Below are 13,600 nucleotides of genomic sequence, written 5' to 3'. Positions count from 1 at the left end.
CGGGGCCCGCTCGCCCGGACGCCGCCGGTTTCCGGCCCCGCGCCCGGGTACCCGGTGCGGGATACGGACCGCCGACGTCGCGGAGGCACTACCCCATGCCCGAGTACGGTTACTTCCTCTCGTGCGAGCAGTACGGACCCGCCGAGCTGATCGAGCAGGCGCGGATGGCCGAGCAGGCCGGATTCCAGGCGCTGTGGATCTCGGACCACTACCACCCGTGGAACGACGAGCAGGGCCAGAGCCCGTTCGTGTGGTCGGTGATCGGCGCGCTGTCGGAGGCGGTGTCCCTGCCGATCGAGACGGCGGTGACCTGCCCGACCGTGCGCATGCACCCGGCCGTGGTGGCGCAGGCCGCGGCGACCAGCGCGGTGATGACGAACAACCGCTTCCGGCTCGGCGTCGGCTCCGGTGAGGCCCTCAACGAGCACATCCTGGGTGATCACTGGCCGCCGGCGCACGTCCGTCTGGACATGCTGGAGGAGGCCATCCAGGTGATGCGCCGGCTGTTCACCGGCGAGGAGGTCAATCACCACGGCCCGCACTACACGGTCGAGAACGCCCGCCTGTACACCGTCCCGGACGAGCCGATCCCGATCGACATCTCCGGCTTCGGCCCGGCGGCGACCCAGCTCGCGTCCCGCGTCGGCGACGGCTACATCACGGTCTCGCCGGACGAGTCGATGGTGGAGCAGTACCGCAAGGGCGGAGGCGGCGGAAAGCTGGTCAGCGGCGGCACCAAGGTCTGTTACGGCACCGACAAGGAGGAGGCCGTACGGACCGTGCACCGGCTCTGGGCGAACGAGCAGCTGCCGGGCGAGCTGGGCCAGGTGCTGCCCTCCCCGGCCCACTTCGAGCAGGCGCAGCAGCTCGTCACCGAGGACATGGTGCGGGAGAACCGGGTGTGCGGCGACGATCTGGACGAGCACGTGGCGGAGCTGAAGCAGTTCGCCGATGCGGGCTTCGACCGGGTCTATGTGAACCAGATCGGCCCGGACCTGCGCGGCTTCTTCGACTTCTACCGCACCAAGGTGCTGCCGCAGCTCCAGCAGTCCGTCTGACCGGGGCGAAATCAGGAGGTGGCGGAGCAGCGGGTCGCCTAGAGTCGCCCGCATGTCTGTTCGTCTACGCATGCGTGCCGCTCTGCCTGAAGCGATGCGGGCCCGGGACAAGGCCGCGGTGAGCGCCCTGCGCGGCACCCTGTCCGCGCTGGACAACGCCGAGGCGGTGCCGGTGGACGAGACCGCGCCCCGCGCCGCCGCTCTGGAAGCCTCACCGGTCGGCGCCGGCGCCACCGAGGCGGTCCGGCGCGAGCTCAGTGAGCGCGAGATGGTGGACGTCGTACGCGCCGAGGCCGCCGAACGGCTGGAGGCGGCGGCACACTTGACCGCCCCCGCACACGCGGACCGTGCCGAACGACTGCGTGCGGAGGCGGCCGTGCTGCTGCGCTTCCTCGACGGCGCCGAAGGCGCCACAGAAGCAGAGGGCACCGCAAAAGGCGCCTAGCGGCGGGCGGGCGCGGCCAGCTTGCGGGCCGCGAGGGCGGCGGCTCCCGCGGTGAGGGCCGCGCCCATCCACCCGCGGTTGCGCGACAGCCACTGCTGCGGGCTGTCGTCCGTGGACTCGTCGTCGAAGCGCCCGTGCGCGCCGAAGTCCCGCCCGTGCGGCCCGTCCGCCGGGGACCACAGGTTCGCCGGCCCCTCGGGCCGGCCCTCCTCCTGCTGCGCGTCGACGTTGGTGCGGGCCAGATAGCGGTCCAGCAGTCCGGGGATCACCGCGTTGGCGAGGAGCGTGGCGGCCGTGGAGCCGCCCACCCAGTACTCCCGGCGCCGCGCGTGCGACGACGCGTGCACGATCGCCCGGGCCGCGACCTCCGGCTGGTACACGGGCGCGACGGGCCGGGCCCGCCCCGGCATCCGGTTCAGCACCCAGTCGAACTGCGGGGTGTTGAGGCCCGGCAGCTGCACCATCGTCGTCCGCACCCCGCTGCGCGCGTGCAGCAGCTCGCAGCGCAGTGACTCATTGAACCCCTGGATGGCGTGCTTGGCCCCGCAGTACGCGGACTGCAGCGGAATGCCCCGGTAGGCGAGCGCGGAACCGACCTGCACGATCGTGCCGCGGTCGCGCGGCAGCATGTGGCGCAGGGCGGCCCGGGTGCCGAACACATAGCCCAGGTACGTCACTTCGGTCACGCGGCGGAACTCGTCCGGGGCGACCTCCGTGAACGGCGCGAACACCCCGGTGAAGGCGTTGTTGACCCAGACGTCGATGTGGCCGAAGGTGTCGACGACCTGCTGGGCGGCGTCGTCGACGGCCTTGGCGTCGGAGACGTCCACGCCGACGACGAGCGCCTCGCCCCCGGCGCGCTCCACCTCGTCCGCCGCGGCGGCCAGTCCCTCACGCCCGCGGGCGAGCAGGGCGACCTTGTCGCCGCGGGCGGCGAAGGCCCGGACCGTGGCCCGTCCGACACCGCCGCTGGCCCCGGTCACCACGACCACGCGGCCAAGCCGGTGCGATGTTCCTGTCGTGCTCACCCGGCATCACACCCCGCGGTGGGGTACGTCCGGGTCGCCCGCCGGCCGCGGGGGCACGGTGCCCGGGGCGGCCGCCTTACCGGGCGGGGCCGGCGGCACGGGCGGATACGGCATGCCGCCGACCGCCCCGGCGGCGGTCCGGCGGGCGCTGTCCCCGCAGGGCGCCACACCGGCCGCGTGCTCCGGGCCCGGCCGGGACGGCCGGGCCATGCCGCGCAGCACATAGGCCAGGGCGCCCAGGATCACGGCGGTGATCAGCGCGGCGGCCCAGTCGGGCAGGCCGAGGGCGAGGGCCAGCCCCACGGCGAGCGCGAGGGCCGCGCCCGCGTACAGGGCGAGCGCGCCGGACGCGGCGTACAGCGCGGCCTTGCGGCGCTGCTTGCGCGTCTGCTCGCGCAGTTCCTCCCGTACTGTCTCGCGCGCCACCTGTGCCAGCTCGTCGACCAGATGCTTGTCCAGGCGCTCCAGGTGATCCAACGGCTTCATGCCCGGCCGGGTACCCTCGCCCCCCTGCGCGTAACTAGGCTCAGACGCATGGAGATTCTGGGTGCCACACTGCGCGTCTGCGTCGACGACCTCGAGACCGCGATCCCCTTCTACGAGCGGCTGGCGGGCGGCAGAGCCCAGCGCTTCGAGCGGGGAGGTGTCCAGGTGGCGGCGATCGGCTGCTTCCTGCTGATGAGCGCTTCCCCGGCCGAGCTGGAGGTGCTGCGCAAGGTCGCGGCGACGATCGCCGTGACGGACGTCGAGGAGACCCACAAGGTGCTGACCGAACTGGGCGCCCACATCGTCGCGGGCCCGATCGCCTCACCGGCGGGCCGCAATCTGATCGCCCTGCATCCGGACGGGTCGGTCTACGAGTACGTGGACCGCAACGCGTAAGCGCCGCCGGGGCTCAGTGCCGCCCCGGCGGGGTGATCATCTCGGTGGTGATCGCCCAGCGTTCGTGGTCGCGCCAGGCCCCGTCGACGAAGAGCATCTTCGGCGAGAAGCCCTCCAGACGGAACCCGCAGCCGCGGGCCAGGGCGATCGACGCGGCGTTCCCCGGCTGGACGTTGATCTCCAGCCGGTGCAGCCGCATCGGGCCGAACGCGTACCGCACGACGAGGTCGAGCCCTTCGCGCATCAGCCCCCGCCCCGCGGCGTGTGCGAAGGCGCCGTAGCCCAGCGCCCCGGACTGGAAACCGCCCTCGACGATGTTGTTGATGTTGATGAACCCGGCGATGGCCCCGTCGCTCTTCTGGCACACCAGGAACCCGGCCTTGGACGGGTCCTCGATCAGCCGCCCGGCGTAGGCGGTGTAGGCCTGCGTCGTGGTGGGCGGGAAGAGCCACGGGTGGTGCAGGTCCTTGCTCTCCCGGGCGCGGGCGGTGAACTCGGCGCCGTCCTCGTAGGTGAAGTGGCGTATGCCCACCCGGGGGCCTTCGGCGAGGTGGCGGGATGCGTGGTGCGGCACCCCGCCACAGTAACCGCGCTGGCGGTGTGTCCCCAGTCGTGGTGTCAGGAGCCGGCGACCGGCAGCCGGAGCACCCCGGTGTTCCGCGGCCCGCTGATCACCGTCACCGGCTTGATCCCCCGGTTGCCGAAGTACGCGTCGTCGCTCGCGGCGATCACGAACCGCAGCCGGTGTCCTCTGTCGTACCGGTGCACGATGCCGGGCAGGGTGACGGTGAAGCTCTTGGTGACGTCCGGGACGCGCACCGGCGCGACCAGGCGGCGCACCAGGGTGCGGGTGCCGTCGGGGGCGACGTCGTAGAGCTTGGCGAACAGGACGAGCTTGTCGGCCGCGTCGGCGGAGTTCTGGGTGCGCGCGGCCTTCGGTGAGACGACCTTGAGCGTGGCCCGGGGTGCGCCGACCACGTCGAGGGGGCGTTCCAGCGGTGCGCTCGTCCAGGCCTGGTAGGTGCCCTCGGTGTCGCGTGGCGGTGAGTCCTGGAGCCCGATGAGGCCGGAGAGCAAGCTCTCCGAATGGCTCGTGGGGGTCAGCCAGTTGGTGTAGCCGCGGCTGCCGCGGGCCACCTTGCCTCGGTGGTCGACGAGTGTGCCGTCGCCGGAGAGGTACAGGGTGCGGCCGAGGGCGGGAAGGTGGCCGGCGGTGGCGTAGGTGCGGTCGGGGTCGGTGATCCAGTCGCGGTAGTAGGCGAAGGCCGGTCCGGTGTCGACGTGGGTCTGCTTGCGCAGGTGGCGGTCGAACCAGGCGAGGACGCGCCGGCCGACGTAGCTGGTGTCCAGGTTGCCCCGGGACAGGTCGAATTCACCGGCGGCCGGGCCGGTGAGCCCGCCGCTGTGGCCCCAGGACTGCCAGATCATCTTCACGGGCGTGCCCTGGGCCTTGAGCGTCCGGTACGTCGCCGTCGCCTCGTTGAGGTTGAACAGGGTGTCGGCCTGCCCCTGGATGAGCAGGGTCGGCGTGTCCACGCGGTGGAGGTACGACGCCGGGGAGACGCGGTGCGCGAAGGCGAGCAGCTCGGCGGTCCGGTCGGCCGGATAGCTCCCGGAGTTGAGGGTGTGGACGGTCCGGCAGGCCTCGGTGACGAAGTGCAGGCAGGCCAGGGAGTTGATGCGCGACGGGTCGAGGCTGGGCTGGAGCAGTGGCTGGCCCTCGCCCACGAGGTAGAAGCCGTTCGTCCACTGCCATTTGAAGACCCCGGGCACGCCCCGGCTGCCGGTGGCGTTGTTGGGGGCGAGCGAGTAGGCCAGGTCGTTCCAGGTGATCATCGGGACGAGCGCGTCGAGGCGGTGGTCGACGGCGGCCGTCGCGAGCTGGACGGCGCCGCCGTAGGAGCCGCCGATCATGCCGACGCGCGGGTCGCCCGGTGCGTCACGGGTGACGAAGTCGGCGGTGGTGCCGTCGTCGGCGGCGCGCTTGCCGCCCAGGAAGTCGACCAGCCGCGTGGCGGCGGCGCCGTCGATGGCCGGGTCGTCGAGGGAGACGAGGCAGCCGCTGCGGCCGAATCCGAGCCCGGAGTAGACCAGGGAGACGTAGCCGCGCCGGGCGAAGGCCTTGCCGATGGTGTCCGTGGAACCGTCCGACTTGCTGCCGCCGAAGCCGTTGGTGCCGAGCACGGCCGGCGCCGGGTGCTCGCGGTCCACTCCGGCGGGACGGTACAGGTCGGCGTCGATGGCGCAGGTGCGGCCGCCCGCCCGGACGGTGAACTTCAGCGGCGTGACGGTGTAGGCGTCGTCGGCTGCGGTCGCGGGTGGGGTGAGGGCGAGGGGCACGGCCAGGGCGGCGCCCAGAGCGAGAGCGAGGGGCGCGCGGGATCTGGGCACGCGTCGGGACACACGGACCTCCATGGTGAGGACGGCGACACCCGGTCCAACCGGATACCGACCAGTAGGTACTGGCCGGTTGTCATGGTGTGACACGTGTCAGGAGCCGTCAATCACCGAAACGAGGGTTCTTGACAGTATTTCAGTAGCGGCCCGCTCAGCTCAGGGCCGGTTCGTCCAGCATCAATGTGCCCGCATCGGCGTCCAGTTCGGCCCGGATCCCGAGCGGCATGGTCAGCGCGCCCTCACCGTGCCCGAACCCGAACTCCTCCACGACCGGGACGCCCAGGCCGCCGAGCCGGTCGGCGAAGACCGCGCGCAGCTCCCCGTACGGGCCGCACGCCGCCCAGGACCCGAGCACGATCCCGGCGGCCCCGTCGAGCCAGCCGGTGCGCAGGAGTTGGGTCAGGTACCGGTCCAGGCGGTACGGGCTTTCGCCAATGTCCTCCACCAGCAGAAGCCCGCCCCGCGCCCCGGGGTGGGCGTGCGGGGTGCCGAGGTCGCTCGCGAGCAGGCTCAGGCAGCCGCCCAGGGTGACGCCCCGGGCGCGGCCCGGGACCAGGGCGGTGCCGCCCGGGGGCACGGCCGAGAGGGTCGTCACGGACTCCGGCTCGAAGAGGGTGGCCCGCAGATGCTCCTGGGCCCGGGCGTTCTTCAGGAAGTCGACGCCTGCTGCCGCCGGCCCGTACAGGGTGACCAGGCCCAGGCGGGTGGCGAAGGCCTGGTGCAGGACGGTGACGTCGCTGAACCCGGCGAACACCTTCGGGCCGGCGGCCCGCATCGCGTCCCAGTCGAGCAGGTCGACCATGCGCTGCGCCCCGTACCCGCCCCGGGCGCACAGCACGGCCGCGACGGACGGATCGCACCAGGCGCTTCGGAGGTCGGCGGCCCGCTCCTCGTCCGTCCCGGCCAGGTAGTCCAACTCCCCGTGACGGCCGAGCACATGGGGTGCCACCACGGAGTCGAGGCCCCAGCCACGCAGGATGTCGAGCCCGGCCTGGAGCCGCTCCTCGGGCACGGGCCCGCTGGGCGCGACGACGGCGACGCGGGCGCCGGGGGCGAGCCGGGGCGGTCGGACGAGCTGGTTCACTTGGTGAGCTCCAGGGCGGGGATACCGGGCGGGTTCAGGCGGAACACCTGGGCGTAGAGGGAGAGTTCGGCCTCCAGGGCGCGCACCATGATCTCCGCCTTCCGGAACCCGTGCCCCTCCCCCTCGAAGGCGAGATACGCGTGCGGCACGTTACGGCCCTCCAGGCGGGCCAGGAACCGCTCGCACTGGACGGGCGGGCAGATCACGTCGTCCAGGCCCTGGAGCAGCAGGAACGGCACGGCGAGGCGGTCGGCGTGGGCGGCGGGCGAGCGCTCCGCGTACCGGGCGGGCACCTCGGCGAGCGGCCCGATCAGACTCTCCAGGTACCGCGACTCGAAGTCGTGGGTCTCCCCCGCGCCCCAGCCGGCCAGGTCCAGGATCGGGTACTTGATCGTGCCGCAGGCGTAGACGTCGGTCGTGGTGAGCGAGGCCGCCGCGGTCCAGCCGCCCGCGCTGCCGCCCCGCACGGCGAGCCGGCCGTGGTCGGCGGTGCCCTCGTCGGCGAGGGCCAGGGCGACGGCGGCGCAGTCCTCGACGTCCACCACGCCCCACTGTTCGCGCAGCCGCTCGCGGTACGGGCGGCCGTAACCCGTAGAGCCGCCGTAGTTGACCTCGGCGACGCCGATGCCGCGCGAGGTGAAGTAGGCGATCTCCAGGTCGAGCACGAGCGGCGCGCGGCCGGTGGGCCCGCCGTGCGCCCAGACGACGTAGGGCGGCAGTTCGTCGCCGGGCGCGACGCAGCCGGGGTGGTGCGGCGGGTAGATGTGGGCGTGGATGTCGCGTCCGTCGGGGCCGGTGAAGACGCGGATCTGCGGCTCGGGGTAGTACGCGGGATCCACGGCGTCGTCGTGCTCGGCGCCGACGACCCGGGCCCGGCCGGTGCGGGCGTCCAGCTCGACGACCTCGTAGGCGCTGCGCGGGCTGGCTCCGACGGCGACGACCCGTTCGCCGTGGGCGGCGAGGGTGGGGGTGAACTCGGTCCAGGGCCCGGCCGCGTCGACGACCTCGCCGGTCTCGGGGTCCAGGATGCCGAGGGCGGTGGCGCCCCGGCCGTGCACGACGGCGATCAGACCGCTCTGCAGCGGCGTGAACCATCTCGAACCCAGCTTCCACAGCGCCCCGCCGAACTCCTCCTCGCGCGGGCACAGCGGCTCGCCGTCGAGGTAGAGGTTCCACCAGCCGGTGCGGTCGCTCGCGTGCAGGAGGCGGCCGTCGTGGGTCCAGTCGGCCTGGGCGATCGATTCGCCGGGTCCGCCGGCCACGGCCCGGGCGCCGCGCAGGGTGCCGTCGGGCGCGACGTCGGCGAGGAGCAGTTCGGTGCCGTCCCAGGGCATGCGCGGATGGTCCCAGGCGAGCCAGACGGCCCGCCGCCCGTCGGGCGAGAGCTTCGGCCCGGTCACGAACCGGTGCCGGGCGTCGGTGAGTTCGCGTACGGCGTCCCGGTCCCGGGCCGCGGAGCCGTCCAGCGGTACGGCGGCCAGGACGCGGCGCACGTCGGTGGGCCCCTCACCGGTGAACTCCTCCAGCACGCACCACACTTCACCCCGTTCGGGCCGCAGCTGCGGCTCGGCCCAGCGCAGGCCCGCGCCCACGGGGGACACCGGTGTGAGCGGACGGGGTTCCCCGCCCGGCTCGCAGCGGTACAGCCGCTGGTCGGCGAAGTTCACGAACACCACCAGCGGCCCGGCGTCATCGGCGAGGGCGGCCCACGGGTGCCCGCCGTACTCGATGACCCGGCTGCGCACGTTCCACGGCGCGGGCAGCAGCGGCTCCTCCCGGCCGTCGGGATGCCGCCGGACCAGGGTGCGCCGGCCACCCTCGTCGGGGCGCGGCTCGGTCCACCACACCTCGTCGCCGACGAAGCCCACGTACTCCGGGTGCCCGTCGTGCGCGGCGGTCAGGGCCGCGTCGATGGGTGAGGGCCACGCCCCGTAGGCCAGCGTCCGCACCGTCATCCCCCACTCTCCTAGGCCGTCCGCAGGAACCGGTCGAGTACGCGGACACCGAAGTGCAGCGCCTCGACCGGTACCCGCTCGTCGACCCCGTGGAACATGGCCGCGTAGTCGTAGCCGTCCGGCAGCTTCAGCGGGGTGAAGCCGTAGCCGGTGATGCCGAGGCGGGAGAACTGCTTGGCGTCGGTGCCGCCGGACATGCAGAACGGCACGACATGGCCCTCCGGCGCGAACTCCTCGACGGCGGCCCGCATACCCGCGAAGGTCGCCGAGTCCACCGGTGACTGAAGGGCGACCTCGCGGTGGTGGAACTCCCAGTCCACGTCCGGCCCGGTGAGCCGGTCGAGAGTGCCGCGGAACTCGTCCTCGCCACCGGGCATGTACCGGCCGTCCACGTACGCCACGGCCTCGCCGGGAATGACATTGATCTTGTAACCGGCGTCCAGCATGGTCGGACTGGCGCTGTTGCGCAGGGTCGGCTCGACGAGAGCGGCGGCCGGGCCGAGCTTCTCCAGCAGCGCGTCCACATCGGCGAGGTCGGTCTCGATGCCGTAGAGCGCGGCAAGCTCGGTGAGCGCGGCGCGCACGGTCGGGGTGAGCCTGAGCGGCCACTCATGTGCGCCGATCCGCGCGATCGCGCAGGCGAGGCGGGTCACGGCGTTGTCCCGGTTGACCTTGGAGCCGTGCCCGGCGCGTCCGCGGGCGGTGAGCTTCAGCCAGGCGGTGCCGCGTTCCCCGGCCGCGATCGGGTAGATCTGCCGCCCGCCGCCGTCGTGGAAGGTGAAGGCGCCCGACTCGCTGATGCCCTCGGTGCAGCCCTCGAACAGTGCGGCATGCTCGTCGGCGAGGAACCCGGAGCCGTCCTCGGCGCTGGCCTCCTCGTCGGCGGTGAACGCGATGACGATGTCCCGGCGGGGCCGGACGCCCTGCCGGGCCCAGCCGCGCAGGACGGCCAGGATCATCGCGTCCATGTTCTTCATGTCGACGGCGCCGCGCCCCCAGACGACCCCGTCGCGGATCTCCCCGGAGAACGGGTGCACGCTCCAGTCGGCGGCCGCGGCGGGCACGACGTCGAGATGGCCGTGGAGCAGCAGGGCGCCGGCCGAGGAATCGGTGCCCTCGATCCGGGCGACGACGTTGGTCCGCCCCTCGGCGCGCTCCAGCAGGGTCGGCTCGATGCCGGCCTCGGCGAGCCGTGCGGCGGCGTACTCGGCGGCGGGCCGCTCCCGGCAGTCGCCCCCGCCCCGGTTGGTGGTGTCGATCCGGATGAGGTCGGACGTGAACGTCACGACCTCGTCCAGCGCGGGCCCGTCGACCTGCTCAGCCATACTGCTCCTCCACCGCGGCCGAGACGATCGTGGTGACCGCCTTGAAGGCGCGGATGCCCTCGTACATGGTCTCGCTCGTGTACGCCACCTTCCGCTCCGCGATCCGGTCCACACCCGGGACGACGGTGGCGGCCATCGCCAGGTGCTCCGCGTCGAACTCCACGGCCACGGTGAACGGGCCACCGCGCACGGGTTCGTGACGCACCGCCAGCGCGGCCGCCTCCTTGGCCGCCGCCCGGATGTCGGCCGCGGTGCGGGCGGGTGTGCGGCACACCGCCGCGTAGCGCGACACGTGGTCCTTCACCGCGACCTTCGGCGCCTCGGGCGCGTACCCGAGCGCGTCCTCGCAGGCGACGTCGTCCCCGGTGACCAGCACGACCGGCACCCCGTACTCGGCGACGACATGGGCGTTGAGGAGCCCCTCGCTCGCCCGTACGCCGTTCAGCCACACGCCCGTGATGGAGTTGGCGAGGTAGGTGTGGGCGAGGACGCCCTCCATGCCGGCGCCCGCGTGGTAGCCGACGAACGCGATGCCGTCGACGTCGCCGTGCTGCACGCCCTCCACCATGGACAGCGCCTTGTGCCGGCCGGTGAGCATCTGGGCGCGGTCGTCGAGCTGCTCCAGCAGCAGGTTGCGCATCGTGGAGTGCGCCTCGTTGATGATCACCTCGTCGGCGCCGCCGTCGTGGAAGCCCCGCACGGCGGCGTTGACGTCGGAGGTGAACAGCGAGCGGCAGCGCTCCCACTGGGACGCGCCCGGCATCACGTCATCGGGCCAGGTGACGCCGGTGGCGCCCTCCATGTCGGCGCTGATGAGGATTCTCATGACGAGCCGTCCAGGGCGGAGATCTTCATGGTTCGTCACGTTACGCGCTGCGGGCGGAACCGGCTACGAGGTGGTCACCAGCGGATCGGCAGGTCGGCGAGGAACGCGGTGAGCCGGTCGGCCAGCAGGCGGTGATCGCGAGCCGAGTAGTGCCAGTGGCAGCCGTTGAGATCCAGGCCGGTGGTGTCGAGGGGCCAGTAGCGGACCCGGTGGTCGCCCGCGCCGGTGCGTTCCCGGACGACGTGTTCGACGTGCCCGGCGAACGGGCCCGTGCCCGCGGCCAGGATGGTGGTCGTGGCCCCGTAGCGCTTGCGCAGCTTTTCGAGGAAGCCGCTGTAGGCGCTGCGGTAGGCGGCGGCGAGGCTCTCGTCCGTCCAGGGCTCGCCCGGGTTGACCGGGGTGGAGAAGTCGTTGGTGCCGAGGTTGACCACCACGAGTTGCGGCCGCCAGGTGCCCGGGTTTCGCCAGACGTCGCCCGGCACGTTCAGCAGCGCGCGGTCGTAGAAGGTGCGGTAGTTCACCTCCGGGGAGCCGCCGTTGTAGTTGCGCACCATGCCCTGGCCCGAATACGCGTTGACCTGGTAGTCGGCGCGCAGCCCCCGGGCGGTGAGGGCGCCGTAGCTCACATCGGCGTTGGTCGTGCGCTTGAGCTGTTCGCCGTCGCAGTCGCGGGAGGCGGAGAGGTTTCCGTAACCGGCCGTGAGGGAGTCGCCGATGAACTCGATCTGGCGGCTGCGCGCGGCCGGCCGGGCCAGGACGGCACCGCCGGGCGCGGCGACGAAGCCGCCGAAGGAGCTGGTGCTCCACGGGGTGTCGTTGCGCTTGACGAGCCGCACGGTGTGCACGCCGTCGCGCAGGCCCCTGACCCAGTGGGTGGTCCTTCCCGGCGTGACGAGGGTCGCGACGGTGGTTCCGTCGACCTGGACGTCGTAGTCGGCGGCCGGGTCGTCGAGCACGACGCCCACGCCGGTGCCCCGGATCCGGCCCTCGAAGTAGACGCCGGGCCAGCTGTACCGGAGCAGGTCGCCGGCGTCCTGGACCCGCCCTGCGGTGTGCACGCTGTCCCGTACCGCGCGATGGTCCGGTGCGGCGGCGGTCGTGACGGCGGATGTGCCGACCATCACCGCCGACGCCGCCGAGGCGATAAGCATCCGTAACCAGGGCATCGGCATGACTGTCCTCCGCGGGGGCGAGGCAGGCGCATGGACGGGGCAGAGTGACCGTACACCGACAAATCCGTCGTCCACCAGACCACGTCCGGCTCAGCGTCGGAGCCGCTCGAAGCGGAACGGCACGAGCGCCTCGGGCCGCCGCCCGGTGACGACGAACTCGGCGAGCCGGTGACCGGGCCCAGGGTGACTCCCAGCATGCCGTGGCCGGTGGCCGCGTAGGCGTTGTCGTGCCCCGGGACGCGGTCGATCACCGGGAGCCCGTCGGGACACCCAGCCGGCGTTGCCCCGGGACGCCCCGGAGCCCAGCTGCCGCCGCTCGACCACCTCCACGGGCAGCCCGGCGGCGGCCAGGTAGTACGCCGTGCACAGCCCGACCACGCCACCGCCCACGACGACGACCGGGCCCGTCGCAGCGCTCATGACGCGTTCCCGTACGACGCGAGGAACTCCCTGGTACGAGCCTGGGCGGGGGCGCCCAGGACGTCCCCGGGCCGGCCCTCCTCGACGATCCGGCCGCCGTCGACGAAGACGACATGGTCGGACACCTCGCGGGCGAAGGGCAGTTCGTGGGTGACCAGCAGCATCGTCATCCCGTCGGCGGCGAGTTCCCGCATCACGCCCAGCACCTCCCGGGTGGCCTCGGGGTCCAGGGACGAGGTGGGCTCGTCGAAGAGGAGCACCTCGGGGTGAGCGCGAGTGCACGGGCGATGGCGACGCGCTGCTGCTCGCCGCCGGAGAGCTGCTCGGGCTGCGCGAGGGCGCGGTGGGCCACGCCGACCCGGCGCAGCAGCGCCACGGCCCGCACCAGGGCCTGTTCCTCGGGCACACCGGCTTTGCGCTGTGCGAGGACGACGTTCTCCACGGCCGTGAGGTGCGGGAACAGATGGAACCGCTGGAAGACCATGCCGACCGTGCGGCGCAGCCGGGGCAGCTCTCGGCAGACCGTGCGTCCGTCCTGGTGGACCACCTCCCGGCGACCTCGATGGTGCCCCGGTCGGGGCGTTCGAGCAGGTTGACGCAGCGCATCAGGGTGGTCTTGCCGCCGCCGCTCTGCCCGATGACGCTGACGATGCTGCCCCGGCCGACCTCCAGGTTCACCCGGTCGAGGACGAGCCGGCCGTCGAAGGACTTGCTCAGCGACTCGATGCGTACGACGGCCTCGGAGGAGGCCCGGGTGGCGGGCGTCACCGCGGCGACCGACTCGGTCATGCGGAAGCCTCCTTCACGGGTACGCCGGCGGCCGGTTCGGCGGCCAGCAGGGCACGGGCCGCCCGCAGGCGCCGCCGGCGCCACGGCGACAGGGGCACTCCCGAGCGGACCTTCCGCTCCAGGAGCAGCAGCAGTTGGGACAGCGGGTAGCACAGGGCGAAGTAGATCGCCGCGATGACCAGGTACACCTCCAGTGCCCGCACATCCACCGCAACACCG

At 72.9% G+C, this 13,600-nt stretch carries 14 protein-coding genes and 1 pseudogene; 3 read left to right on the top strand and 12 right to left on the bottom strand.

What is annotated here, in order from left to right:
* The first annotated feature begins 95 nt into the window (after positions 1-95).
* Positions 96-1,058 carry an LLM class F420-dependent oxidoreductase gene (locus tag CEB94_RS33860; RefSeq protein ID WP_175435762.1) on the top strand — a complete coding sequence of 321 codons (963 nt, stop codon included), beginning with the start codon at positions 96-98 and terminating at the stop codon, positions 1,056-1,058.
* Positions 1,059-1,152: 94 nt separating this feature from the next.
* Positions 1,153-1,503, top strand: a complete 351-nt coding sequence (locus CEB94_RS33855) for a hypothetical protein (RefSeq protein WP_175437282.1) — start codon at positions 1,153-1,155, stop codon at positions 1,501-1,503.
* Here CEB94_RS33855 and CEB94_RS33850 read toward each other — a convergent pair.
* Both CEB94_RS33850 and CEB94_RS33845 read right to left on the bottom strand, forming a co-directional pair.
* Positions 1,500-2,531 (bottom strand): SDR family oxidoreductase, encoded by a 1,032-nt coding sequence (locus CEB94_RS33850; RefSeq protein WP_246112011.1) that lies wholly within the window; start codon positions 2,529-2,531, stop codon positions 1,500-1,502. The genes CEB94_RS33855 and CEB94_RS33850 overlap by 4 nt on opposite strands.
* Before the next feature lie 6 nt (positions 2,532-2,537).
* Positions 2,538-3,017, bottom strand: coding sequence for a phage holin family protein (locus tag CEB94_RS33845; RefSeq protein WP_175435761.1), 480 nt, complete (start codon positions 3,015-3,017; stop codon positions 2,538-2,540).
* Between the two features lie 48 nt (positions 3,018-3,065).
* Between CEB94_RS33845 and CEB94_RS33840 the strand changes: the two genes are divergently transcribed.
* Positions 3,066-3,413 (top strand): VOC family protein, encoded by a 348-nt coding sequence (locus CEB94_RS33840; RefSeq protein WP_175435760.1) that lies wholly within the window; start codon positions 3,066-3,068, stop codon positions 3,411-3,413.
* 13 nt (positions 3,414-3,426) lie between these two features.
* Here CEB94_RS33840 and CEB94_RS33835 read toward each other — a convergent pair whose 3' ends face one another.
* The 10 genes and pseudogenes from CEB94_RS33835 to CEB94_RS33785 form a co-directional block, all read right to left on the bottom strand.
* Positions 3,427-3,987, bottom strand: a complete 561-nt coding sequence (locus CEB94_RS33835; RefSeq protein WP_175435759.1) for a GNAT family N-acetyltransferase — start codon at positions 3,985-3,987, stop codon at positions 3,427-3,429.
* Positions 3,988-4,031: 44 nt separating this feature from the next.
* Positions 4,032-5,828, bottom strand: a complete 1,797-nt coding sequence (locus CEB94_RS33830; RefSeq protein WP_175435758.1) for a CocE/NonD family hydrolase — start codon at positions 5,826-5,828, stop codon at positions 4,032-4,034.
* 133 nt (positions 5,829-5,961) lie between these two features.
* Positions 5,962-6,894: a S66 peptidase family protein gene (locus CEB94_RS33825; RefSeq protein ID WP_175435757.1), complete on the bottom strand. Its 933-nt coding sequence runs from the start codon at positions 6,892-6,894 to the stop codon at positions 5,962-5,964.
* A complete protein-coding gene (locus CEB94_RS33820; RefSeq protein ID WP_175435756.1) occupies positions 6,891-8,849 on the bottom strand; it encodes a S9 family peptidase in 1,959 nt (652 codons plus the stop codon). The genes CEB94_RS33825 and CEB94_RS33820 overlap by 4 nt, the downstream gene beginning before the upstream one ends.
* Positions 8,850-8,860: 11 nt before the next feature.
* Positions 8,861-10,174, bottom strand: a complete 1,314-nt coding sequence (locus CEB94_RS33815; protein WP_175435755.1) for a M20/M25/M40 family metallo-hydrolase — start codon at positions 10,172-10,174, stop codon at positions 8,861-8,863.
* Positions 10,167-11,000, bottom strand: coding sequence for a M55 family metallopeptidase (locus CEB94_RS33810; RefSeq protein ID WP_175435754.1), 834 nt, complete (start codon positions 10,998-11,000; stop codon positions 10,167-10,169). Before CEB94_RS33810 ends, CEB94_RS33815 begins: the two co-directional genes overlap by 8 nt.
* A gap of 74 nt (positions 11,001-11,074) precedes the next feature.
* Positions 11,075-12,166, bottom strand: coding sequence for an SGNH/GDSL hydrolase family protein (locus CEB94_RS33805; RefSeq protein ID WP_246112010.1), 1,092 nt, complete (start codon positions 12,164-12,166; stop codon positions 11,075-11,077).
* Between the two features lie 96 nt (positions 12,167-12,262).
* Positions 12,263-12,592 (bottom strand): FAD-dependent oxidoreductase, encoded by a 330-nt coding sequence (locus CEB94_RS41290; RefSeq protein WP_246112009.1) that lies wholly within the window; start codon positions 12,590-12,592, stop codon positions 12,263-12,265.
* Positions 12,589-13,381, bottom strand: a pseudogene (locus tag CEB94_RS42335) (amino acid ABC transporter ATP-binding protein). The gene CEB94_RS41290 and the pseudogene CEB94_RS42335 overlap by 4 nt, the downstream one beginning before the upstream one ends.
* Positions 13,378-13,590 carry a hypothetical protein gene (locus tag CEB94_RS33785; RefSeq protein WP_246112008.1) on the bottom strand — a complete coding sequence of 71 codons (213 nt, stop codon included), beginning with the start codon at positions 13,588-13,590 and terminating at the stop codon, positions 13,378-13,380. Before CEB94_RS33785 ends, CEB94_RS42335 begins: the two are co-directional and overlap by 4 nt.
* Between the last annotated feature and the right edge of the window lie 10 nt (positions 13,591-13,600).

Source organism: Streptomyces hawaiiensis (assembly GCF_004803895.1).
Taxonomy (GTDB): Bacteria; Actinomycetota; Actinomycetes; order Streptomycetales; family Streptomycetaceae; genus Streptomyces; species Streptomyces hawaiiensis.
The sequence above is the reverse complement of the archived record's forward strand: the minus strand, read 5'-3'. Positions and strand labels throughout refer to the sequence as shown.